The organism is Leptolyngbya boryana PCC 6306 (genome assembly GCF_000353285.1).
GTDB classification, from domain to species: Bacteria; Cyanobacteriota; Cyanobacteriia; order Leptolyngbyales; family Leptolyngbyaceae; genus Leptolyngbya; species Leptolyngbya boryana.
Genome location: NZ_KB731324.1, coordinates 6,101,457 through 6,125,467, shown reverse-complemented (window position 1 = coordinate 6,125,467; position 24,011 = coordinate 6,101,457). Strand labels below are relative to the sequence as shown.

21 protein-coding genes and 1 tRNA gene are annotated in these 24,011 nt (G+C 47.2%); 13 read left to right on the top strand and 9 right to left on the bottom strand.

Annotated features, from left to right (window positions below; genetic code table 11):
• Position 1 precedes the first annotated feature (1 nt).
• Positions 2-2,557, top strand: coding sequence for a UDP-forming cellulose synthase catalytic subunit (gene bcsA, locus LEPBO_RS0130450; protein WP_017291390.1), 2,556 nt, complete (start codon positions 2-4; stop codon positions 2,555-2,557).
• Between the two features lie 139 nt (positions 2,558-2,696).
• Here bcsA and LEPBO_RS0130445 read toward each other — a convergent pair whose 3' ends face one another.
• The gene (locus LEPBO_RS0130445) at positions 2,697-3,872 is read right to left on the bottom strand and encodes a glycosyltransferase family 2 protein (protein ID WP_017291389.1); all 1,176 of its coding nucleotides are present in this window, start codon (positions 3,870-3,872) and stop codon (positions 2,697-2,699) included.
• A gap of 293 nt (positions 3,873-4,165) precedes the next feature.
• Here LEPBO_RS0130445 and LEPBO_RS0130440 point away from each other — a divergent pair, with 293 nt between their 5' ends.
• A complete protein-coding gene (locus LEPBO_RS0130440) occupies positions 4,166-4,903 on the top strand; it encodes a response regulator transcription factor (protein ID WP_017291388.1) in 738 nt (245 codons plus the stop codon).
• A 4-nt stretch (positions 4,904-4,907) separates the two neighbouring features.
• On the opposite strand, the gene LEPBO_RS0130435 is transcribed toward LEPBO_RS0130440, so the two are convergent.
• On the bottom strand, positions 4,908-5,165 hold the full coding sequence (locus LEPBO_RS0130435) for a chlororespiratory reduction protein 7 (RefSeq protein ID WP_017291387.1): 258 nt from the start codon (positions 5,163-5,165) through the stop codon (positions 4,908-4,910).
• Positions 5,166-5,278: 113 nt separating this feature from the next.
• Here LEPBO_RS0130435 and LEPBO_RS0130430 point away from each other — a divergent pair, with 113 nt between their 5' ends.
• From LEPBO_RS0130430 to LEPBO_RS0130410, 5 genes are all read left to right on the top strand, one after another.
• Complete coding sequence (locus tag LEPBO_RS0130430; RefSeq protein ID WP_017291386.1) at positions 5,279-6,244, top strand: YegS/Rv2252/BmrU family lipid kinase; 966 nt, start codon at positions 5,279-5,281, stop codon at positions 6,242-6,244.
• Between the two features lie 105 nt (positions 6,245-6,349).
• Complete coding sequence (locus LEPBO_RS38755; RefSeq protein WP_017291385.1) at positions 6,350-9,574, top strand: PAS domain-containing hybrid sensor histidine kinase/response regulator; 3,225 nt, start codon at positions 6,350-6,352, stop codon at positions 9,572-9,574.
• Positions 9,562-10,512, top strand: coding sequence for a GGDEF domain-containing response regulator (locus LEPBO_RS0130420; protein WP_017291384.1), 951 nt, complete (start codon positions 9,562-9,564; stop codon positions 10,510-10,512). Before LEPBO_RS38755 ends, LEPBO_RS0130420 begins: the two co-directional genes overlap by 13 nt.
• Positions 10,513-11,268: 756 nt before the next feature.
• On the top strand, positions 11,269-11,796 hold the full coding sequence (locus LEPBO_RS0130415; RefSeq protein WP_017291383.1) for an outer membrane beta-barrel protein: 528 nt from the start codon (positions 11,269-11,271) through the stop codon (positions 11,794-11,796).
• Between the two features lie 160 nt (positions 11,797-11,956).
• Positions 11,957-12,802, top strand: a complete 846-nt coding sequence (locus tag LEPBO_RS0130410; protein ID WP_017291382.1) for a hypothetical protein — start codon at positions 11,957-11,959, stop codon at positions 12,800-12,802.
• Positions 12,803-12,942: 140 nt separating this feature from the next.
• Here LEPBO_RS0130410 and LEPBO_RS0130405 read toward each other — a convergent pair whose 3' ends face one another.
• Positions 12,943-14,016, bottom strand: coding sequence for a tetratricopeptide repeat protein (locus tag LEPBO_RS0130405; RefSeq protein ID WP_026149033.1), 1,074 nt, complete (start codon positions 14,014-14,016; stop codon positions 12,943-12,945).
• A 604-nt stretch (positions 14,017-14,620) separates the two neighbouring features.
• Between LEPBO_RS0130405 and LEPBO_RS0130400 the strand changes: the two genes are divergently transcribed.
• Positions 14,621-15,265, top strand: coding sequence for a hypothetical protein (locus LEPBO_RS0130400; RefSeq protein ID WP_017291380.1), 645 nt, complete (start codon positions 14,621-14,623; stop codon positions 15,263-15,265).
• Between the two features lie 161 nt (positions 15,266-15,426).
• On the opposite strand, the gene LEPBO_RS0130395 is transcribed toward LEPBO_RS0130400, so the two are convergent.
• Positions 15,427-15,500: transfer RNA gene (locus LEPBO_RS0130395), tRNA-Arg, on the bottom strand.
• A gap of 38 nt (positions 15,501-15,538) precedes the next feature.
• Here LEPBO_RS0130395 and moaC point away from each other — a divergent pair.
• Positions 15,539-16,045: a cyclic pyranopterin monophosphate synthase MoaC gene (gene moaC / locus LEPBO_RS0130390; protein ID WP_017291379.1), complete on the top strand. Its 507-nt coding sequence runs from the start codon at positions 15,539-15,541 to the stop codon at positions 16,043-16,045.
• 132 nt (positions 16,046-16,177) lie between these two features.
• On the top strand, positions 16,178-16,342 hold the full coding sequence (locus tag LEPBO_RS43080) for a hypothetical protein (protein ID WP_154660841.1): 165 nt from the start codon (positions 16,178-16,180) through the stop codon (positions 16,340-16,342).
• Between the two features lie 251 nt (positions 16,343-16,593).
• On the opposite strand, the gene pirA is transcribed toward LEPBO_RS43080, so the two are convergent.
• Positions 16,594-16,746: an arginine synthesis PII-interacting regulator PirA gene (pirA, locus tag LEPBO_RS43490; RefSeq protein ID WP_017291378.1), complete on the bottom strand. Its 153-nt coding sequence runs from the start codon at positions 16,744-16,746 to the stop codon at positions 16,594-16,596.
• A gap of 123 nt (positions 16,747-16,869) precedes the next feature.
• On the opposite strand from pirA, the gene LEPBO_RS0130380 reads away from it, so the two are divergent.
• Positions 16,870-17,646, top strand: a complete 777-nt coding sequence (locus LEPBO_RS0130380) for an SAM hydrolase/SAM-dependent halogenase family protein (RefSeq protein ID WP_017291377.1) — start codon at positions 16,870-16,872, stop codon at positions 17,644-17,646.
• Between the two features lie 88 nt (positions 17,647-17,734).
• Here LEPBO_RS0130380 and LEPBO_RS0130375 read toward each other — a convergent pair whose 3' ends face one another.
• Positions 17,735-18,550, bottom strand: a complete 816-nt coding sequence (locus LEPBO_RS0130375; RefSeq protein WP_017291376.1) for an inositol monophosphatase family protein — start codon at positions 18,548-18,550, stop codon at positions 17,735-17,737.
• 117 nt (positions 18,551-18,667) lie between these two features.
• The gene (locus LEPBO_RS38750; RefSeq protein WP_096735582.1) at positions 18,668-20,530 is read right to left on the bottom strand and encodes a chromosome segregation ATPase; all 1,863 of its coding nucleotides are present in this window, start codon (positions 20,528-20,530) and stop codon (positions 18,668-18,670) included.
• Positions 20,531-20,754: 224 nt separating this feature from the next.
• Between LEPBO_RS38750 and fabG the strand changes: the two genes are divergently transcribed.
• Positions 20,755-21,495 (top strand): 3-oxoacyl-[acyl-carrier-protein] reductase, encoded by a 741-nt coding sequence (gene fabG / locus LEPBO_RS0130365; protein ID WP_017291374.1) that lies wholly within the window; start codon positions 20,755-20,757, stop codon positions 21,493-21,495.
• Between the two features lie 153 nt (positions 21,496-21,648).
• Here fabG and LEPBO_RS0130355 read toward each other — a convergent pair whose 3' ends face one another.
• Positions 21,649-22,077, bottom strand: a complete 429-nt coding sequence (locus LEPBO_RS0130355; protein ID WP_017291372.1) for a universal stress protein — start codon at positions 22,075-22,077, stop codon at positions 21,649-21,651.
• 98 nt (positions 22,078-22,175) lie between these two features.
• Positions 22,176-23,489 (bottom strand): histidinol dehydrogenase, encoded by a 1,314-nt coding sequence (gene hisD, locus LEPBO_RS0130350; RefSeq protein ID WP_017291371.1) that lies wholly within the window; start codon positions 23,487-23,489, stop codon positions 22,176-22,178.
• Between the two features lie 217 nt (positions 23,490-23,706).
• On the opposite strand from hisD, the gene rpsT reads away from it, so the two are divergent.
• Positions 23,707-24,006 carry a 30S ribosomal protein S20 gene (gene rpsT, locus LEPBO_RS0130345; RefSeq protein ID WP_017291370.1) on the top strand — a complete coding sequence of 100 codons (300 nt, stop codon included), beginning with the start codon at positions 23,707-23,709 and terminating at the stop codon, positions 24,004-24,006.
• The last annotated feature ends 5 nt before the right edge of the window (positions 24,007-24,011 follow it).

The window sequence follows — 24,011 nt, the reverse complement described above, 5'->3', positions numbered from 1 at the left end:
CATGGCAAATTCATCTCCAAGACGCTACCAAAGTAAAGGACAAAGAGTTCTAGCTTGGTTTGTCGAACTCATTCCAAATTTCTTCGATCGACTTTTTCAGAGAAATAGCGCTCCTCAGCTTGTCTTCCTGATGGTGCTGCTGCTCGTACTCGCAATTCCTCTCATCATCACTCCGCTTGAAATTTGGCAGCAAGGAATTGTGGCGATCCTTTTAATCGGATTGGGCTGGGGCGTCACAGACATCGAGCACAAGCACGCAAAAGGACAGACGAGCGAGTATCTACACCTTTTCATGGTGTGGCTCAGTCTGATTACAACGTTTCGCTATCTTTACTACCGCACCAACTACACCCTCAATCTGACAAGTGGGTGGCTTGATGCAGTGTGTAGTGTGCTGCTCTTTTTAGCAGAACTATATGCCATCATGACGCTCGCTTTAGCGTTCTTCCAAACCCTAAAGCTCAAAGAGCGCAAGGCTGTTGATCTGGCAACGATTCCCGAGAATCAATGGTTTAAGGTCGATATCTACATTCCAACTTACAGTGAGGATGTGGAGATTGTTCGCAAAACCGCACTCGGGGCATTAGCGATCGACTATCCGGCTGACAAGAAACGAGTTTACATTCTCGATGATGGTCGTGCAGAGAAGTTCCGGGCAAGACGTGAGCAGTTACGGCAAATGTGTGCTGAGCTAGGATGCACGCTGCTTACGCGAGATAACAACGACCATGCGAAAGCTGGAAACATCAATACAGCGCTGCGTCGGACAGGGGGCGACCTAGTTCTCATTCTCGATTGTGATCACATTCCAGTCCGTCACTTTTTGAAAGACACCGTTGGATTCTTCTACAGTCCTAAAGTTTCTCTCGTTCAAACCCCTCACTGGTTCTACAACCCTGATCCCTTTGAACGGAACTTGCAGACAGGCGGAAAAATTCCAGTCGGGAATGAATTGTTCTACAAGGTGCTACAAAAAGGAAATGATTTTTGGAACGCAGCATTTTTCTGCGGTTCTGCGGCAGTTGTCCGAAAATCGCACTTACTAGAAGTGGGTGGAATTGCAGTAGAAACGGTGACGGAAGATTGTCATACCTCGTTGAGATTGCATTCTTTGGGCTATGAGTCGATTTACTATGACAAGATCATGGTAGCTGGACTTGCACCAGAGAAATTTTCAGCTTATGTCGGTCAACAAATTCGATGGGCGCGAGGAATGGCACAAATTCTTCGGATTGAAAACCCTTTGTTCAATCCGAAGTTGAAATTGTCGATCGGGCAAAGAATCTGTTATTTCAGTGCAACGTCTCACTTCTTCTATGGATTTCCTCGATTGATGTATGCGCTTGCGCCTGCACTGTTTCTCGTGTTCGGGATTAATCCAATCCGAGGTTTAGGGTTAGAGACGCTGGCTTACGCACTGCCACACTTCTTTGTGTCAACTTACGCAAACTACATTACTTACAAAAATGTCCGCTTCTCGTTCTGGAATGAGATCTATGAGTTTGCCATGTCATTTCACGCTGGAATTGTGACATTCCTCGCATTGGTCAATCCGAAGTTGGGAAGCTTCAACGTCACAGATAAGGGGTTATCGGTGACAAAACGCAGTTTCGATTGGGGTTCAGCAAGAGCGCTAGCGGTCGTCACGTTGCTAGTTATCGCTGCGATCGCGGCAGTTCCGTTCTGGTTGATTTTGCGCCCTCAAGATGCGGAAGCTGTGTTAGTCAACATGGCTTGGAGTATTTTCAACCTGCTGCTGATTGTTTCGGCATTATTGGTTGCATTAGAACAACCCCAGTTGAGACGGGCGCATCGACTCGATCGCAAGTTGCCTGCAACCCTTTACAGCAATGGGGCAGCCGTTCCTGGTTATACTCAGAATGTCAGCGAAACGGGTTGCCAGTTGATTGTTGAGAGTTGGGCAGATTTTCTCGAAGATGCAGAAATCGAACTGGTGGGAGACTACGGTGCGCGCGCGTTTGTAAAAGGTCAGATTATTCGGATCGTCCCGGTCAGTGAAACGCAGTCGATGTTATCGATCGAGTTTATTGATCTCACCCGCGCTCAGCTGGATGCCCTCAGTATTGTGATTTACTCAGATGTGCGGGAATGGTACTCGCAGCAACGGGAAAACGTGGACGATCCGTTGCAGTCTTTCAAGTTCATTGCAGGCAGCTTCTTTCGATCGTTCCAGCAGCGCAATGCTGAGCCAAGCAATGTCACGAGAGTGCGGAAACAGATTCATGCCCATGCTCAACTTTATTGGAGAGGGCAATTCTACTCAGGCATTGCGACTCAAATTAGCAATCGCAGTTTGAGATTAGAAATTCAATCTGACGCGATCGAAGATGTCAGGCTCTTAGAGTACTATCAGCCTTTGGTTGGAGTGCTCTTGAGTCAGACTGCGGATGAATCTTTGCCAAATCGACTGCTTGCAAAGGTAGAACAGGTAGACCTGATCATGGGCGATCGCACAATCGTTGAATTGCAGTTTCCCGAGCAAGTGATGCAACGACAAGAAAGCAAAATTAAGCAGCTTGTCGATACGCTGAACTAGCAATAATCTGGAATTGTGCAAAGAGGGCATATTAGCATGCCCTCTTTTTATTTTTCTAGCTGCCTAGGAAAGCGAGTAGACATAGGATCGAAACTGAGATTGCCTTTCAGGTGTGCGGTTTACAAGTAACCTTTCGCTCTTAGAGTCTTTCTAACTGTCTGCCTCGCCAAGTCCAACCCCAACCTGTCTCGGTTTTAATGATCGAGGTCAAGACGATCGCACAAACCACTAATCCTCCGGCTCCCATCATCCACCAGTTTTGCAGTGGGATAGTAGTAAAGGGCGCGCTCTCGCGTCGAACTCGATATTGCAGAAAAATGCCGATCGCGCTGATGCTCAACGCGATTGCATTCCAAATCGTGAGCGAGGAGAACGCCAGATCAATCAGTCCACTCACTATCCCAATCCAAGGCAGCGCAAAAATCATGAATGTGACAAATACACAGTACAAGGCGGCTTGATAGTTGCGATTTGACCCCATAAACCAATTTTTCGTCCAACCTTCCCACAAAGCCGAAAAAGATTGATACATCTGCGCTTCAGCCAGATTAGCTCCCAAACCGTACCACAGTTTGAAATGTTGTTGTTTAATGCGACGGCTCAATTCGACATCTTCCACCACTTGATCGTGCACGGCTGCATGTCCGCCGATCGCGTCATAAGCGCTACGACGAAATAGCATGAATGGTCCTGCCGCAAACGCGGTGTCCGAAGTCGGATCATTGACAGGAGCAAAATCAAATCCGACCCCTAGTAAAAGCACAACAATCGGCTGCACTAACCATTCCGACCAATGACGACACAGGATCACAACGGCAAGCGAAAGCAAATCGATTTTTTCCTGTTGAGCATACGCGATCGCCGTTTCAATACTCTTTGACTTCAATCGCACATCCGCATCGATAAACAAAAGAAACTCGCTTTGAACCTGCTGCACGGCTTGAGTACAGGCCCAATTTTTGCCGACCCAAATCTTCCCTCCTGGGCGGGATTTTCCCGATAAAAGTTTCAATCTGGGATCTAGACGGGAGCCTTGTAGAAGTTCAACGATCGCAGCCGTTTCATCCGTCGATTGATCATCCACAACCCAAACTTCAATCTCTAAATCTGTACTTTCTAAAACAGATGTGACACAAGCCTCGATATTTGCAGCTTCGTTATATGCAGGAATGATGACGGATACCGAGAAAGAAGAATCAATTGAATCAGGATCAATTGAAATCTTTGGGGCGCTATTTAAGGCGCGGCTAAGCTTGCCAGAAAAAATAATGATCGCAATGATAGAAACAACTAAACCCAAGACAAGAATTATCACAATGAATGGCTGCCGAGAAGAGACAAATAATGTTCCTTACCTTATCGCATCAACGGCAGCACGCTTCTACTAGACAGAGTATCCTGAGACGGTTAGATACATTTATTTACAAATAAATCACAAAGAATTTAGATTTGAAAAAAAGTCCTTTTTGCTCTATTTTTTCTATGAGACTAACTTTATATATCGAAGGAATTAAGATCCTTGCGTATAATCTGAACAAGGTTCTTAACTATTTTTGAGCCTCGACTTCCACAATCATTCAACCTCCTTTAGTTAGAAGAGATTTAATCATGCCGCGTATCCTTGTAATCGACGATGATCCTGCGATCGCAGAACTCGTCGCTGTCAATCTAGAAATGGCAGGCTACGATGTGAACCAAGCGTCGGACGGCATTCGTGGACAAGCCCTTGCTCTCCAAATTCAGCCTGACTTAATCATGCTGGATCTCATGCTGCCTCAAGTCGATGGATTCACCATCTGCCAGCGCATTCGCCGAGATGAACGAACGGCTGACATTCCCGTCCTGATGCTGACTGCCTTGGGTCAGACCCAGAATAAAGTGGAAGGCTTTAACGCTGGCGCAGATGACTATTTAACAAAACCGTTTGAAGTTGAAGAAATGTTGGCGCGGGTGCGGGCGTTGCTGAGACGGACGGATCGCATTCCTCAAGCGGCGAAACACTCAGAAATTCTCAGTTATGGACCCCTGACCCTCGTACCTGAGCGGTTTGAGGCGATCTGGTTTGGCAAAACCGTGAAACTGACGCATCTAGAATTTGAGTTGCTCCATTGCTTGCTACAGCGACATGGGCAAACTGTTTCACCGAGCGAAATTCTCAAAGAAGTTTGGGGTTACGATCCCGATGACGACATTGAGACGATTCGCGTTCATGTTCGCCATTTGCGCACCAAGCTTGAACCAGATCCGCGTCATCCTCGCTATATCAAAACCGTCTATGGTGCAGGGTATTGCTTGGAACTGCCGAGTGAAAGTGTTGCGATCGAAGATGTGCAAATGGCTGGATAACGGCTCATTTCTCCAACCGCACCGCATACCACTGTAAATACTCGCCCGGCGCCATATCCAACTCGCAGGTCGTATCTAATAGATATCGAATCTGGTTGTCGATTGTGCCTGCTTGTTGAAGGTCTGGGGACAAAGTGTCTTGACGAGTTGCGAGAATCGATCGCAGTTTTTCACTCAGTTCGGCTGCGCTCAGAATTGCTTCAGGCTGGTTCGTTTCAAGAACAACAAAGTGTTCTTCTTCGTACATCGATGCCGCAGACATAAGGTTTCGGAGATTGAAGATCTCTCTCATCTTGCCATTTAAATCTCCCGCAGGTCAGAACCAGATGGCTTTATAGCCATGATATCCAGAAAGTATTTCTATCCGGAATTGATATGCAAACGGCACACTTGATTTTTAATCCCGTCGCTGGCCAGGGAAACGCTGAACAGGAACTTGCACTGATTCAAGAACTCTTAAGCAAGAAGTTTGACTTTAAGACGCATTTAACGACACCTGAGATCGGAGCAGACGACTTAGCAAAGCAGGCGGTGCAGCAAGGTGTAGATGCGCTTTTTGTATCCGGCGGGGATGGAACGGTTTCGACAGCAGCAACAGCCGTGATTCGGACAGGGATTCCGCTCGGTGTGATTGCCCGTGGAACTGCGAATGCGTTTGCGAATGCGTTAGGGATTCCAACTGGAATCGAGGCTGCCTGTGAAGTCATTCTGAAACAGCAAACTAAGACTGTCGATGTCGCATTCTGTAATCATTTGCCGATGGTCTTGCTTGCCGGTATCGGATTTGAGGCAGAAACCGTTCAACTGGCGAGCCGAGAAGCGAAAAATCGATTCGGAATTTTGGCGTATATCTTAGCGGGTTTGCGGAAGTTACAAACGCTAGAACAGTTTGAAGCGGAAGTGGAGACTGACGATCGCGTGATTTCTTTCACGGCATCGGCGTTGACGATCGCGAATGCCGCACCTGCCACTTCAGTCTTGGCTCAAGGGCCTGCCGGGTTAATTGTCGATGATGGGTTATTGGATTTGACGATCGTCGCTCCAGCCAATCGAACTAGTGCGATCGCAGCCACTTACCATCTGCTACAGTCTGCGCTCAGCGGCAATCCAGCCGAGCGAGATGACGTCGGCTACGTCCGATCCAAGCGTTTCAAAGTGACAACCCATCCCCCTCAGAAAGTTGTGGTCGATGGGGAAATGGTCGGGACAACGCCGATCGAGGTGGAATGCGTTCCAGCGGGGCTGACCGTATTTATGCAAGATCCAGAAGCCGAAATTCCAACAGAAAAATTGGAAGGATTACCCGACCTGGTCATTGAACCTAAAGATTCCGAGAATTAACGATCGAGGAATTTTTCCATAGACTATAAAAAGAAAAACTGAGAACAGTGTTCTCAGTTGAGGCGTGACCAAAATGTTCGTGATTTTGGCTGTTTTGTCAGCTAAATGTACGAATTACGAATTGTGGAATTGGCAGGCAAAATGGCGGTGAGTCTCGAATGGGTCTTTGGAGGGGCGGCTTTCTTCGCCGCGATCGCAAATGGCGTTGGGTTTTGGTATTATTGGCGATCGTCTCGTGTCGAAAGTTCGGAACAAGAGTTGCAAGCCGCACTTTGGCGGCAATCGATCGCAGTTGAAGCTGCTTTAGATGGAATTGCGATTCTCAGCGATGCCGGAAAATTGCTGTATCTCAATGATGCTCATCTAGAAATGTTTGGCTACAGTCGGACAGAACTGATTGGGAAAAGTTGGAAAACGCTGTACTACCCCGAAGAAAGTCAGCGTATTGAGCGGGAAATTCGCCCGATTCTGCAACAGACAGGACAATGGCGCGGACAGGTGATCGCAAAGCGCAAAGACGGCAGTACTTTCTTTGAAGAAGTTTCCCTGACACAAACTGAAAAAGGGGTCGTTTCCGTCTGTCGAGATATTACTGAAACGAGACAGACTGAGATTCGCCTCAAAGTTCTAGAACGCGCGATTAGTGCGAGCAGTAACGGGATCATTATTACCGACCCAACTCAGTTGGATAATCCGATGATCTACGTCAATCCAGGATTTGAGCGAATGACAGGCTATGCTGCGGTCGATGTTCTTGGCAAAAATAGCCGCTTGCTGCAAGGCGCTGCAACAGAAAAGGATGCGCTCGAGCGGTTACGTCAAGCCTTTAAAGAAAACGAAGACTGTACGGTTACGCTTCGCAACTACCGGAAAGATGGAACCGTGTTTTGGAATGAGTTATCGATTTCACCGATTATGAATGAGCACGGACAGGTGACTCACTATATTGGAATTCAAACTGATGTAACCGAACGTATTCGCACAGAAGAAGCGCTGCAACTTCAGATCCAACGCGCTCACTTATTAAAGCAAATTACGCAAGAGATCCGCCAAAGCCTCGATACACAAGAGATTTTTCAAACCACTGTGACTCAGATTGGCAGAACGTTTGGGGTCGATCGCTGTTTGCTACATGCCTATATCGAGCGTGAAGAAGATGCGATCGCGTCCGGCTTTGCCATGTCTCAGCTCGATACAGTCTTTCCAAAAATTCCAGTGGTGGCGCAATATCTGGAGCGAGGCTGCGATTCCATGCAGGAGGTTGAAGTCCCAATTCAAGGCAATCCTCATACCCAGAAAGTTCTAAACTGCGATCGGGCAATTTCTTCCCCAGATGTGCAACGCGATCCATTGCTTCGCTCTACTCTACCGCTCTGTGAGCGCGCCCGCATCAAATCAATGCTTGCCGTTCGCACCTCTTATCAAGATGTCCCCAATGGGCTGATTTGCTTACATCAATGTGAAGGATTGCGCGCTTGGAAAGACGACGAAATTGAACTGCTCGAAGCCGTTGCCGACCAAGTTGGCATCGCGATCGAACAATCTCGACTCCTCAAACAAGAACGACTGCAACGGGAGCAACTCACGAAACAAAATTTAGCCCTAGAACAAGCGAAACAGATTGCCGAGACCGCAAACCGTGCAAAAAGTGAATTTCTAGCAACGGTGAGCCATGAGATTCGGACTCCGATGAATGCCGTCATTGGCTTGACGGGCTTACTGCTAGAGATGGAACTGACCGAGCAGCAGCGAGATTTTGTGGAAACGATTCGCAACAGTGGCGATTCTCTGCTGACGATTATCAATGACATTCTTGATTTCTCCAAGATCGAATCTGGCAAACTCGATTTTGAGCAACAGCCCTTTGATTTGAAAGCTTGCGTCACCGAATCGATCGACTTGCTGAGTCCTAAAGCGATCGAGAAAAACTTGACTTGCACTTATCAAATTGCACCCGATGTCCCCAAGATGGTCGTGGGAGATGTCACCCGCCTGCGCCAAATTCTCGTCAATCTGCTTAGTAACGCCGTTAAATTTACGCAGCAAGGTGAAATTACCGTTTCAGTCACACTTGCACCCCCTTGTAACATGGCATCTGTCTGCAAGACGACTAGAATCGTTCACTGTGCTCAACTTCCTAGTGAGCAATCGTTGGGATTGCAATTTGCCGTCAGGGATACAGGGATTGGCATTCCACCGGAGCGGATGACACGACTCTTTAAATCATTCAGCCAAGTCGATTCCTCAACCAGTCGTCAATATGGTGGAACGGGCTTAGGATTGGCAATTAGTCGGCGTTTGAGTGAAATGATGGGGGGATGTATCTGGGTCGAAAGCCAAGGTGCGATCGGAGGATGTCCTCCTCAAAACTTTGTTGCCACTCAACATTCATCTCAACCGGGTTCAACATTTTACTTCACGCTTTGCACACGTGCAGCTGACTCCCATGCAACTCAATTGATCGAGCCAATTGCCAATGTCGAATTCACGCAAGAATCTCCGCAGGTCACACCGCGATCTCAACCGCTGAGAATCCTGCTGGCAGAAGATAACGTCGTCAACCAGAAAGTGGCCTTACATTTACTATCCCGATTAGGATATCGCGCAGACGTTGCAGGCAATGGGCTAGAAGTCTTATCTGCTCTGGATCGTCAAGTCTATGATGTCATTCTCATGGACGTGCAAATGCCGGAAATGGACGGCTTAGAAGCGACCCGGAAGATTGTATCGGGTGCATTTCCAGTTCAGCCCTATATCATTGCCATGACTGCAAATGCGATGGAAGGCGATCGCCAACTCTGTCTAGATGCAGGAATGAATGATTATTTAAGCAAACCGATCCGGGTTGATGCGTTAAAATTTGTTCTCAGCAAGTGTATCCCTGTTGCACGATCAGTACTCAAGCGGAGCAATCTCGATTCCACAGAGTCTCCCCCTGCTTCTGTGCCATCCTCTCTCTCAATTGCTCCCTCAGATCCAAACCCTGATCCTGCTGTTCTGCTGTCTCGTGACTTGACCCACGATTCCGGATCGACTCTCTCTTCTGATTTGATCAATCAGTATCTTAGCGATACCCGACTTTGGGTTGCTCGGCTCCAGCAGGCCACTCAATCAACGGATGTGCGAACCCTACATCAGATGGTTCGCCGCTTGCGATCGAGCAGTCTGCGTGTTGGAGCAACGGCAATGGTTGAGCAGTGCGATACGTTGGAATCCTGCCTGAGTCTGGGAACGCTAGAACAGGTCGCTTTTCGAGTCCGCCAATTAGAAGCCGAGTACGATCGTGTCCAGGCTTCGCTACATTTGGAACTTCAGCAATGCCAGAAATGATGCCCTCTTTCCATAATCCCCCGCTAATCTTAGTCGCAGATGATGATAAAACAATGCGGCTCGGTGTGCGTCAAGCGATGGAGCAAGATGGCTATCAAGTAATTGAGGCACACGATGGCAATACCTGTCTGAGTGTGTTCGAGCGGGTTCGCCCGGATGTGGTCTTGCTCGATGCCATTATGCCTGCGATCGATGGCTTTACCTGCTGCCGTCGCATTCAAGAAATGAGTGGAATACGTCGTACTCCGGTTCTGATGATCACAGGACTGGAAGACCAAGATTCAGTGGATAAAGCCTTTTCAGTTGGAGCGGTTGATTACATCACGAAGCCGATTCACTGGGCAGTATTGCGGCAGCGCGTGAAACGATTGATTCAGCAAGTTCGCCTTTATCAACAGCTTGAGACGGCGAATCATGAACTGCAACGATTAGCCGCGATCGATAGCCTGACTCAGGTCGCAAATCGCCGCAGATTTGACGAGTATTTACAGCAAGAATGGCAGCGAATGTTGCGCGAACAGTTGCCGTTGTCGTTGATTTTGTGCGATATCGATTGCTTTAAGCTCTATAACGATACGTATGGGCATCAAGCGGGCGATGATTGCTTACGCCAAGTCGCACAGGTCATTCAGAATGCGGCAAAAAGAGCGATCGATTTACCTGCCAGATACGGGGGTGAAGAATTTGCCGTCATTTTGCCTAATACGGATCAAGAAGGCGCAATTTTAGTTGCACAGGATATTCAGACCGGGGTGAAGAATTTGCAAATTTCTCACACGGCTTCCAAGGTCTGCGACACGGTGACAGTGAGCCTAGGAGTATCCAACACGATTCCGAGTGTGATTACGTCTCCAGAGTTGTTGATCAACGCAGCAGATAAAGCGTTGTATCAAGCAAAGGCGGAAGGACGCGATCGCTATTGCACGTGTCTGAGCTAGAGCGGAATCAATCGGAACAAATTCAGAGTTAGGACGGTCTGAAGCTGTATTAGGGTGAAATTTATCTCAATACAGCTGTGGAAGCATGTGCGCATTTTCTAAAAATCTGCGTCTTGTTCGGCTCGACTTCGCTCCATCGTTCAAATTAGGGAACTTGGTGCAGTTAGAGCTGAACTGATTGAAAGCAATACATCTGTGAAAGTCTCGCTCGAAAAGTATACCAATGCAATCAATCTGAGTGTTCTTCTTAGCAGCAGACAGAGCATTCATGAAAAAAGACTACTACAACTTTCCGAAATCACCCGAGTGATGAGCGTAGTTATCTTCAGCCTTTAAGGTTAGGAATCTTCTTCAAACGTACAACTTATGTATGAGGATAACCGAACTTCAACGCTAAATATTTACGCCTATAACTTCTAATAGGAATGCTTTATTCAGTTAAAAACCTGACAGCATTCCTATTTTTTTGTTCCTTAAAAATTGTCATATTCTATTATGTGACAGTTGAAGAACAGACCATTATTCTAGATAAGTTAAGCGCCCTAACGATACAAATTAGATATGAGAAATCGATACGGTTTGTACACGATAACTCACCGTTCCTCTAAAGACAAATCAGCAAATCAACCGCTTGTAAATAAAGACAAAAAGTTGCTGAGTTTCTAGGAACAAAAACACTCTTTCTTACGACTATTAAAGTAAGAAATCTGAGAAAAAAGCTCTCAATCAAATCTTCAGTTACTCTAGGATATAGTCATGAAACTCTCTCTTAAGTCGGTTGCAACTCTCTCTGCCCTTTCCGCACTCGTTCTCTCGCCTTTGTTTGTTGCTGGTGCTGCTTCTGCTCAGCCTGTTCGCTTCGATGGTAGCTACGTTGGTGCAGGGGTTGCAGCAGGTATTACCAATGGTGGACGTGATAATGATGCAGCCACATTCGGAGGTAATATTCAAGGACGATTTGCAGTTCCGAATGCTCCTGTTTCTGTTCGCGGCTCTGTCTTGTTTAATGGCAACAACAGTGTGATCATTCCTTCCTTAACTTACGACCTTCCTGTTGCTAAGAACACAAACGTTTATGCTGGCGCAGGCTACGGTTTCGTTCAGAAAGATGGTCAAGCTTCTCAAATGGGGAACAAAGATGCAGCCGTTCTTTCTGTAGGTGTTGAATCGGAAGTTACGAGAGGCGTAGTTGTCTACAGTGATGCAAAATATGGCATCAATGCTTATCAAGGAAGTGGCGCTGGTTCATTGAGCTTACAGGGTGGCGTTGGGATTAGATTCTAATTGCAATTCTGCAATCTCAATCTGTTTGTCTCTCTGATCTAAAAATTAGCTCCTAGCAATGCTAGGGGCTTTTTTATTAGCCCTAAGAAAGAGGGTGTTTTAAAACTGCTTCGTCAATATAAAGACAGAGATTTGAAAAAGTTTTTAATTAGAGGATGGTATGACTAATTCTGCCAAAGAAAAAATTTCAACAGATTTGCAACAAGCCAAAGAAGTTGGACAACTGCGTGCTGATCGGATTCGGGAAATCATGCGCAACGCGATCGCTCAGGTCATGTCAGAACTGAAATCCGGTACAGGAGATATTCGATCGCTGGTGAAAGACGCCTTCTCCAGTGCTGCAAGCAGCCTGCAAGAAAGCGGAACTCAAGTCAAAGAAGACATTACTGCATCTGTTGAAGGCGTGATTGAAGGGATTAGTCGCACTCGGCAGCAGCAAATTGCAGAAACCGAAGCTCAAGTGAAGCAATTACAATCGCAATTATCCGAGCAAGAAGAGGAACTTGAGCAAGAAGTAGAAGCGGGAATGCATGGACTGAAAGACGCAGCGAAAGATATGTCAGCCGAAGTTCGAGAGCAGATTGAACAAACCATTGAATCGATTCGCAATAGCGAGGAAGCGACTTTGTTGAAGAGACGATATGCTCAGGTTCAAGCGCAATTGGCAATTCTCAGAGCAAACTTGGCAGCGCGGACAGAAGATTATCACGATCGAGCACAAGCTCATCTCGATGAAGCGAGAGAGTGGTACGACAAAGCACGCCCGCAAGCTGAAGCTGCAAAGACTCAAGCTGATCAGAAGATGGCTCAGCTAGACCAAAAAATGGGAGAGGCAGGAATAGCTTTGGCTCAGAAGGAACGGCAAGTCAAGCAGTTGCTGAAAGATCTTCTGAAACAGGCAACGGATATGGTGAAGGATGCGAGTGAATCTCGCAAAGCCCCCAAATCTTCAGAACCAAAATTGCCCCCGACTCAAATCGAAATCGAGGACAGTAAAATTCGTTAGAACCGTTGTGAGATTTAGTTTCGGCTTTACTCAATCCGCGACGCTCTTAGAGTTATAGGTTGAGCGGAGCCGAGACGCATTCTTCCGGTTGCTTGCTGTGATTGATCCAGCACGATCGAGCAGCCCGATCATGCATTCATTTAAGATCGTCTTGTTTGCTCGATTGCATCTTCTGCACGTTTCGCATCTTCTGCTTTGCCCTGCTCTTCAAACAGTGTTTTAGCGCGTTCAAATGCCTCGATCGCGTCTCTTGGAAAATCACGCGCCTTCAACGCAGTGCCTAACTGGAAATAGGCACTGGCATTATTTGGATCTAGCTTGATGACTTCTCGAAATACCATAATCGACCGCATCGTTTCTTTCTGTTCTAAAGCTGTTTCTGCTAGAGCAAATTGTGCTTCAACAGAATTTGGATCCAAATTGACCGATCGCTGAAACGCGGCTAAAGCTGCTGCATTATTCCCGACTTCCCGAAGAATCTTGCCGATTTGAAGATGCAGCTTTGAATTATTCGGATCTAATCTGACCGCCCGATTGAATGCAGTCAAAGCAGCCGTCGAATCTCCCTTACTTAACAAAGCAATCCCTATACCAATTTGAGTACTGGTTCGTCTTGGATCAAGCTGAGCTGCCCTTTGAAGTGTAGCGATTCCTTGATCAATCTGCCCTTGTTGAATCTGGATTAGCCCCATTGATTCTTGTGCATCTACATTTCGACTATTGAGCCTTATAGCCTGCTGATAGGCTGCCAAAGCTTGCGACAAATTCCCCTGACGTGCGAGTACCGTTCCCAAACCCAAAAACGCGTTGACATTGCGAGCGTCTAATTCTGTCGCCCGACGATAAGCAGTTGCCGCCGCACTATCATTGCCCAAATTCGCCAGGCTAAATCCCAATGCATAAACAAAATCTGCATTTGCAGGTTCTAGCGTAATTGCCTGTTGATAAGCATCTGCGGCTTCCTGAAACTTTCCTTGCTGAGCGTAAATGTAACCCATGCCAGAAAAGATTCGAGCATTACGATTATCGATCGACGAAGCTCGCTGAAAGGCATCGATCGCCTCAGTCCACTTCTTTTGATCGACTAACTCTCGCCCTTGTTCGAGGAGCTTATCGAGTTCAGTATCTTGAGACTGGGCAAACGCCAACGAAGGCATCAATCCTGCCCAAAGCAAGACAGTCAGTGGCAATATTGATCGACGAATTCGAGTCATTGTGAGCATACGAGAATCTATAAAACAATTACGAGGAACGTCAAGTCGATCAGAAACTAGCGTGTTCAGATGTTCGATGAAACATTGCAATTATTTGCGAGCACTTCTATCAAAGGGCAGTCTTCACCTGGATAAATTCTATGATCTTACCTACACCAGATGTGCTTAAAAATCTAGTGATCGGATCATACCTTGCGATTGTCACAGCTGACATCGGGTACGCGATAAATGCGTGAAACACCCTCTTGATGGTATTCAAAGACTGATAGGAAAAGGACTACAAGCTACAAATGCAGATTTGCACAAGAACATCCACCCTAGACAGGTAGAACTTCAGCAGTGGGAAAAACTCTAGCTACACCTGCTGTAATAGGGTATCGAGATGAATACTGAGACGATTAATCTTGTTCAATCTGGCGTTTTTTTTCTGATCACTGCAGTGTGGACTACCGTAAAAATTTGCTGATCCCGCAGAATTTCTTTCTAATGATGGATCAAGGTCATCTCACTCTCGATAGAGTGATTTCCATTGAGCAGCCCATATAGTCTTAGGCAAGCGTAATTTCTTTGCAAATGACTATTTTGTTCGAGGAGCAAATTTACAATGGCATATACTAATCGTCCTGTAACTGAAGCGGCTGTCATTCCTGTAGCAGCTGATTATCATGATCGGGTTCGTTGGGGTCCGATTCTCGCTGGCTTATTTGTCGCGCTAGTTTCGCAGTTGATTTTGAGTGCACTGGGTGCAGCAATTGGGGCAACCTCGATCGCAAATTCGGGCGCACCCCGCTCTGACGCAGGTGGAGTCGGTACAGCAGTTGGCATCTGGGCAACGATTAGCTTACTGATTTCTCTGTTTATTGGAAGCTGGATTATGGCACGGGCTTGCGGTCCGATGACCCGAAGTACAGCTTTGCTGAATGGGGCAATTCTTTGGGCGACGACCCTAGCGTTGAGTGCTTTTCTTTTAGCGAGTGGTGTATCAGGCGCGTTTGGCTTAGCAGCTACAACAGCGGCAAATGTTGCAGGGGCGGCTTTGCCTCAAACTGGAGTGCCGAATGTCGATCCAAATGCAGCGCCCAATATCAGCGCTCAAGATGCCCGAAATATCGCAGGTACGACTGCAACCGCAGGTTGGTCATTTGTGATTGGTTCACTTTTGGGCTTAGCGGCATCTCTTGCAGGCGCAGCAACCGGCACTCGCAGACCGCGGGCTGCTTATGTTGAACCAGGTCGTGTCGCGCAGTAATTGTCGCAACAGCGATCGTTGAAAACCCCTCACAGCAGTTAGGGGTTTTTATTTTGGATTTTGGATAAAAAGTACGAGTCAGAAAATAGAATAGTGTGGAACAGGAAAATTGCCTTTAAAACATTAAAGGGGTGTCTCATCAACACCCCTAAAATATTAAACGGGCTAGGAGGGATTCGAACCCCCGACACCGTGGTCCGTAGCCACGTGCTCTAGTCCACTGAGCTACAAGCCCTTGTCAGCACTTATTCAATATACAACAATCTGCTCCAAATGACAAAAAATTCTGAAAATTCCTCAACACTTTCTCATCTTGATGCTCAAGGACAAGCGCAGATGGTTGATGTATCAGCTAAATCTGCAACGATAAGACAAGCAACAGCGATCGCGCGGGTGCGGATGAAGCCCGAAACTTTACTGGCGATCGAGTCGGGTAATAGTCCGAAAGGGGATGTTCTAAGCACAGCCCGAATCGCCGGAATCATGGCAGCGAAGCAAACATCCAATTTAATTCCACTGTGTCACCCACTCCCGATTCAAAAAGTCGAAGTCAATATTATTGCCGTGCCCGAACTTCCCGGATTTGAGATTCAAGCCACTGTGAAAATCAAAGCAGAGACGGGCGTTGAAATGGAGGCTTTGACAGCAGCCTCTATTGCGGCTTTGACGCTCTATGACATGGCGAAAGCGCTCGAGAAATCCATTACGATCGAACAAATTTGCTTGCTGAGCAAAACGGGAGGAAAATCGGGAGATTATCAGCAATCACCAAACCCGTAATTCCTCTTAAATTTTTTGTAAAGCGGGAACTATTTGAAGGCGTTCCCCGTGAAATTGCTTATACTCAGGAAATGCTCCCTTGACATCGCCCCCTCATTTTTCCATTGGCAAATCCAAGGTGGTATTCCCGCAATGAATGAACCGAACGAATTAGAACTGACTGAATCGCTCTTTAATGCGATCGCACAAGCTTTAGAGGCGTGTTGCCACTCCGGACATTTATCGGCAGATGAATACATCTCACTGCTTGACTCTGTATGGTTTACGCTCGACTTCGGCACGCGTCGTCCGAGATGAATCATCAGCCAGGTTGCGGCTCTGCTCAACGTGCAATTCTAAAATTTCTGCGAGTTCAGCGAAACCCAAGCCCAGATCTCACGATCAGTTGAATTGAGTTCTCTTATATTAAGGTGGATTTTGAATTGCAGAATTGATAGGGACAGGACGATTGCTGAAGCCGTCCTTCCTCAATCCAAAATTCACCATTAAAAAAGCGCGGCTAAGCCGCGCATATTTGAGATCCTACAATGAGAGATGAGGGAGACACTTTATCTCAGATAACTTGCTTCTGCTTCCAACATCCGCAGCAGAGCTTGATCGCCACGTGCTCTTGCTGCTTCCATGCGGCGTTGTAGATTTCGTTGTAAGTTTTCGCGGTGAACGCGGGTAACTTCGGCTGCGTGAAGACGATTTCTATTCATATGTAGGGTTCCTAGAGGTTAGTTTTTCTTATCACCATGATTTGATATTAGCATTGGCAAATTAAAACGGTAGCTTATGCTACTAAAAATTCATACTTAAGATGTAGTTTTTTGACAAAACAGATGATTGTTACCCTGATGACAGACTTTGGATTAAGTGATGCTTATGTCGGAGTGATGAAAGGTACGATCGCTCAAATTAATCCAAGGCTGCAAACTATCGACCTTACGCATCAAATTCCTCCGCAAGATATTACTTCTGCCCGTTTTCAACTTATGACTGCCTATCCGTATTTTCCGGACGGAACAGTTCATGTTGTCGTGGTTGATCCAAGCGTAGGCAGTTCGCGCAGAGCGATCGCAGTGCAGCTGAAAGCTGGATTTGTGGTTGCGCCAGATAATGGTTTGGTGAGCGGCATCTTAGAACATGCAGTGGCAGCGGTCGAGTTAACGAATCGAAAATATTGGCGATCTCAAACTCCCAGCGCAACATTCCACGGGCGCGATATCTTTTCCCCGGTTGGAGCACACCTTGCAAGTGGCGTTCCCTTGAAAGAGTTAGGGGATGAAATTGATTTGAATTCGATCATCAAATTGCCAATTCCTGATGCGATCGCAACCGAGAATGGCATTCAAGGAGTAATTCAGGCGATCGATCATTTCGGCAATTTGATCACCAATATTCCGGGGGAAAGGTTTTTCAATTGCTCTTGGTCAGTTCAGATTCATCAATCGATTTATGCAGGTCATACAACCTATGCTGATGCGAAAGTTGGCGAGATCATCGGACTGATTGGAAGTCACGGTTGGGTTGAAATTGCGATGAATCATGGCAATGCTCAGAGCTATTTGAAATTGGGGATTGGAACGTCGATCGTGACTGTTATTCAGTCAAATTAGTCCGAAAACTTCAAGACTTCTGAGTTCACCATCCAATCATTGAAAGAACCATGAAGCGTTGAAGGCTTGTAGATTGTTCAAATCACCGCTATTTAAATTTACCGATCGCCCGAACCAACGGCTCAAAAACCTCGATCAACTCTTTGCGACTCACGACTAACGTGGGATATGATCGTGCTCCATAATCTTTCCCAACCTCTAACGGAAAAATCGGGGTTAACTCTAGCGGATACCAAACGGCTCCTGATGCTTGCACGATCGCCCAAACCGCCGCAATATCCCAAATTTTTGGAGTCGCCTCAACTCCGCCCATTGTTGACCCCGCCGCAACGGTCAGCAAATTGTAAGTCGCTACTCCCAACATCCGAATTTTCGCAGGAAACGGCTGCTGCAAAACCGAAGTACTTCTTGCACAGAGATTAAAAAAATGATTCTTCGTTAAAGCTTCTTGGCTCGATCGAATCGGTTTGCCATTGAGAAAAGCCCCCGACGGCATCTCTAGCCCTGATTCACCCTGCCAATATCCATAAAAAGACTGCCCCAATGGGGGCAAATGTACCAATCCAAAAACCGGAGTGCCCTGATAAAGCAATCCGATCGAGATTCCCCATAGCGGCAATCCTCGTGCAAAATTCGTTGTGCCATCGACTGGATCAATAATCCAGCACCATTCTCGATCGGGAAAAATATGCTCGACTTCTTCGCTCAAAACCCCGTGATCAGGAAAAGCTTGAGCGATCGCGCTCCGAATCCGTTCATCCGCCCATTGATCCGATTGTGTCACCAAACTGCCATCGGCTTTTTCGGCTGCCTGAGCTTGTCCAAAATCCTTGAGCAATTGTGCACCAACTTCTGTGGTGATTTGCTGAGCAAAAGAGAGAACCGTATTCCAAAATTCAGACATATCGAAATCCCAAAGCAGTGCGGGAGATAGAGAGCAGGGAGTATTCTTCCATCATCCTGCAAAATGCTCCTTCATCTTTTCATCCTGCAAAGTCAGACTCTCACATCTTAGAACAGGCTATCTTCTTAAGCTGCGTTGCCATAAAGGAATCAACGACTGTGCCTGGTCGTAAGCATTCGTGCCGAGTGGAATTCTTTGAGCGATCGCGATCGCGCCCGCCGGATCTACACTCGCTTGTGACATTGCCGTTTGCAGCAATTGCTGACTCAGATCATTCATCAACGTCTGAGCTTCTGGGCGGAGTGGGCTAGCTATGGGTACAGTATCTGCAATCTGAATTCCTTCTGTGACCGAATCAACCGTACCACCATTCGCCGCCGCTCTTGCTTTCTGCAACGTGAGTACAGCATCCCCACCCTGTAGCGGAGTTGCTGAATCAGGGACAGGACTAGACACAGGTTGAGCCAACTCCTGTTCGCGATCGCGAATGGCTTGAAGTTGCTGAGCATACTGACCGCGTTTATCGGCTGCTTCTGCACCGAGCGATCGCCGGGAAGAAATGCGACCCAGCAAATCGATCGCTTGTTGCAACGATCCTGCATCGCCTCGACTCGCAATTTGCTCTGCTTGCTGAATGAGGGGACGATCCTCTTGATCTTGCATCTCGCTGGTAATTCGCTGGATCAACTGGCGAGCTTCCCGAGACTTCGGATTAGAACTAGAAACCTGAGATGCAGCATCAATCGCCGCTTGCAAATCTTCAGGTCGGTTGGATTGCGCAAGCTGCTGTGCTCGATTCAATTGCGCCATATCTCCTTTTTCTGCTTGCCAACGCGCAATTAACCGCTGCGCTTTTCCAAAAGTCGGACGATCTGCACCAATTTTCTGCGCTTGGGCGGTCGCGGCATCATAGTCTTCGGGCAAACCATTGCCGATTCGATTGATCGCACTTGCTAATGTTTCGTAGTCTTCGATCTCTTGCTTCAAATTTGCAGCTTCTGGAATTTGCCGAATAATGTCTAATGCAGCCGTTGTGTCTCTACGATCGAGTGCTGCATCAGCTAACGCCAACATCTTCTTCCCAGCATCGACCAGGGTTTCCTGCGCACCTTGGTAGACATAGCTCTTATTGTTGATGCTAGCCAGCAGTTTGATTGCTTCTTGAAAATTCTGTATCCCGCCGGACTCGATCAAACTTTTTGCTTTCGTAATCTTGCTGATGTCGTCGCGAGTTGCAGCGATGATGCCGCTAATCTCTTGGTATTTTGTAGTTTGCCAGAAGGTATTGTCGATCGACAATAACCGTCCTGCTTCTGTCATTGCTAACCGCCAATTTTGCTGCCGTAGCGCTTCTTCAGCTTTGCGGTAAAGCGTTTCAGCAGATGACCAAATACTCTGCCATTTTTTAATTCGCTCTTCGACTTGAGTATGGGCAGTCCCAACTCTTGGAACCCTTCTTGCTGTTTTAATGGCAGCATCGAGTTTTCCAGCTTGGAATGACTCTTCACTCAAGTCCAAAATCTCTTGGGCCCAAGCTTCAATCAACCGAGTCGCTTCTGCATAAAGCGGATGATCAGAGGGAAGATTTTTGACAAGCTCGATCGCTTCTAATAAATCATTTGGAGTCCGCTTATTTGCTGCGAGCTGAGCACAATGGAGTCTTAGAGAAGCTGAAGCGAGCGGCCAGAAAATTGAAGGACAATTGGGAACGGCAGGAAGCTTGAACAAAAATGCGAGCGAGAGCGCAGTTGTGCCCCCTGTGATTGCGAGTGACAATGCGATCATTGCCCGCCAATCACTAAATAGCCAGGTTCGCGCTTGATTGAGGCGATCGAGCACAGCAGCCAACTTAGTCGGAGACTCTTTCGGGGAAGGGAGTTCTTGAACCGCTTGGGTCGATCGCGAAGAAGCTGCCACGCTTCGGTGAGACGGCGATGACTTACGGTTCCGACGATTAGGAATGCCGCGTTCTCTGGTCATAGGTGAGTGTAAAACTGCAAGAGAGCGATCGATACAAATTGAGAGATCGCAATAGAAGCCATCCTACTCCTCAATGAGGGGAAAAGACCATCTAGCTTCTGCGAGTTAATCATCTTTTCACCAAATTTTCAAGCTATCCGGGATCAGTCCTGGCAGATTCACTGATCTGCGATTCCCGCTTCTCGATATGATCAGATTCGCATATTTACATCGGATTAGACCTCATGGAACTGCAAGGAAAAGTCGCGATCGTCACGGGCGCATCACGAGGAATCGGACGGGCGACCGCATTGGCATTGGCAGAAGAAGGCGCAACAGTCGTTGTGAATTACGCGAGTTCTAGTGGTGCAGCAGATGCAGTGGTAGCAGAAATTGTTGGAAACGGCGGAAGTGCGATCGCGCTGCAAGCCGACGTGTCGAAAGCAGATCAAGTCGATGCCTTAATCAATTCCACCCTGGAAAAATACGGCAGAATTGATGTCTTAGTGAATAATGCAGGCATTACACGCGACACGTTGCTGCTAAGAATGAAGCCTGAAGAGTGGCAAGCCGTCATCGATTTGAATTTGACGGGCGTATTTCTCTGCACGAGAGCCGTGAGCAAAATTATGCTGAAGCAGCGGAGCGGCAGAATTGTAAATATTACTTCTGTGGCTGGACTAATGGGCAACCCGGGTCAAGCGAATTACAGTGCAGCAAAAGCGGGTGTTATTGGATTTACAAAAACCGTTGCGAAAGAGTTAGCAAGTCGCGGAATTACCGTCAATGCGGTTGCACCGGGATTCATTGAGACCGATATGACCCATGATCTGAAAGCGGATGAAATTCTCAAATTCATCCCGCTCAATCGCTATGGCAAACCCGAAGAAGTGGCAGGACTGATTCGCTTTTTGGCAGCGTCTCCCGCGGCTGCCTATATCACCGGACAAGTCATGAATGTCGATGGTGGAATGGTGATGGCTTAGTTGAATCGATAAAAAACCTCGCTCACAATCGCAACATTGAGCGAGGTTTATTGTTGTACTGAATTGCAAATGTCTGGGTTAGCGCAATCGGTTGAAATCGCAAAATCGAATCGTAGAGTGATTGAACCAAAAATGGGCAAGTTCGCGATCCGCCTATTTTGGTTTCACCACTAAGACAGAACACGGTGCATCTTCTACAATCTGACTGCTAACAGAGCCAAGCAAAATTCGCTTCATCCCAGTCAAACCTCGACTTCCCAGCACAATCAGATCCGCGTGATGGATCTTTGCGAGCCTCAAAATTTCTTCGGCAGGATCACCCGTGACAATTTCAACTTCGCTCTTACAAGCCAGCGAGTGTTGATAGGTTTGTAACTGCTTTTCAATTTCAGCGTAGGGAAAGCTTTCTAAATCAGCGCTCGGTCGATCGACGACGATATCCACTTCAGATTGATTCGTTGGCACGACATGCGACAACACAACTTTTGAGCGCGGTTCGAGTTTCAACTCCTCAACTGTATTGAGCACCTGTCTCGCAGAAGACTCTGCGACATCGATCGCGACTAATACCGTATTTAGCATCAGGTCTGCCTCCCATAGAGCGCCACACTTTGACTGTAGCGCTCTATCTTTAGAGTTCTAAAAACTACCGGAATCCCTTAATCTTCAATCGAGTATTTCTACGGTTCAGGATTGAGCAGCGAATCTTTGCGAACTCGGATCGAGTTTGCATGAGAGTGTAAGCCCTCAGCCGTCGCTAAGATATCGACTGCACTCGCAACCTTTTGCAGCGCGATCGGCGAATACTGAATCACACTTGAGTGTTTCAAAAACGTTTCCACACCCAGAGGCGAAGCATATCGAGCCGATCCAGACGTTGGCAATGTGTGATTAGGTCCTGCCAAATAATCTCCGACTGCCTCAGGAGTCGAATCTCCTAAGAAAATCGCTCCAGCATGACGGATATTTTGCATCAACTCCCAAGGATCAGCAACTTCGAGTTCTAAGTGTTCTGGCGCGAACTCGTTAGAAAGCTCGGCTGCCGCTTCTAAGGTTTCTACAACAATAATCAAGCCGTAATGCGCGATCGCTTTTTCGGTCAAGGTTCGACGCGGATGATCGACTAACTGCTGCTCAACTTCATCCACAACCTTCCGCGCCAAAATCGCATCGGTTGTAATTAGAATCGACGCTGCCATTGCATCATGTTCCGCCTGCGCCAGCATATCCGCTGCCACATGAGTCGGGTTTGCGGTGTGATCAGCAATGATCAACACTTCAGACGGACCTGCTAGAGAATCGATGCCAACGGTTCCGTAAACTAATTTTTTTGCCAAGGTCACATAGATATTGCCGGGACCTGTGATCACATCGACTTTCGGAATCGTCTCCGTCCCATACGCCAAAGCACCAACGGCTTGCGCTCCACCTACCCGATAGATATCTGTCACTCCTGCTTCTTGAGCCGCAACCAGAACGGCTGGATTGATGGCTTTATCTTTTCCAGGTGGAGTCACCATGACGATCTTGGGCACTTGCGCCACGATCGCGGGAACCGCATTCATCAAAACCGTACTTGGATACGACGCTTTTCCGCCTGGAACATACAACCCGGCGCGATCGACCGGAGTGTAGCGTTTCCCCAGAACAACATCATCGTCGCCAAAATGCACCCAGCTTTTCGGCACACGCTGACGGTGAAAGGCTTCGATTTGTTTGCGGGCAAGGCGAATTGCATCAATCAGCTCACCAGAGACTTGGCTATAAGCAGCTTCAAGTTCTAGGGGGCTAACTTTTAATTCTTCAGGAGCCAATTCTTGTTGGTCAAACTCTAAGGTATATGCCAAAAGCGCACGATCACCTTGACGTTTGACAGCTTGCAGTACCTCCCGGACTGTCGCTTCTTTATGTACAACTTGATCGTCATGAGTGCGATCGCAAATGCGTCGCAGTTCAGATGTTGCCTCAGACCACTGAGTAATGATTCGCAGCATGGAGTTAGGAAGTGTCAGTCTCTAAAAGAACCCGTCCGAGATATGCAGGGCTTGAACGATTCTAACGGTCTTGACCCGAATTGGGGAGCGTTTGTCGTTTCTTTATCTAGCTTAACCTGGATTTCTGAAGGAATACACAGATCGAGCGATCCTGATGTTATAGTATTTTATCTGACTATTTTTCTGTCCATCTAGAACAAGCTTTCTAAGACTCACCGTGGCAAACATCAAATCTGCTAAGAAGCGCGTCCAAGTTGCAGAGCGTAATCGCCTGCGTAATAAATCCTATAAATCAGCGGTAAAAACCCTGATGAAGAAGTATTTTGCGGCTGTCGATCAGCTTGCCGCAAATCCGTCAGATTCGGAAGCTAAGAAAGCAGTCGATGAGGCAATGTCGGCAGCTTACAGCAAGATCGATAAGGCTGTAAAACGTGGAGTTCTCCATCGCAACACTGGCGCACGTCGCAAAGCTCGGTTGAGCCGCGTGCTGAAGCAAAAGACCGCAGTCGCTTCGTAATTCAT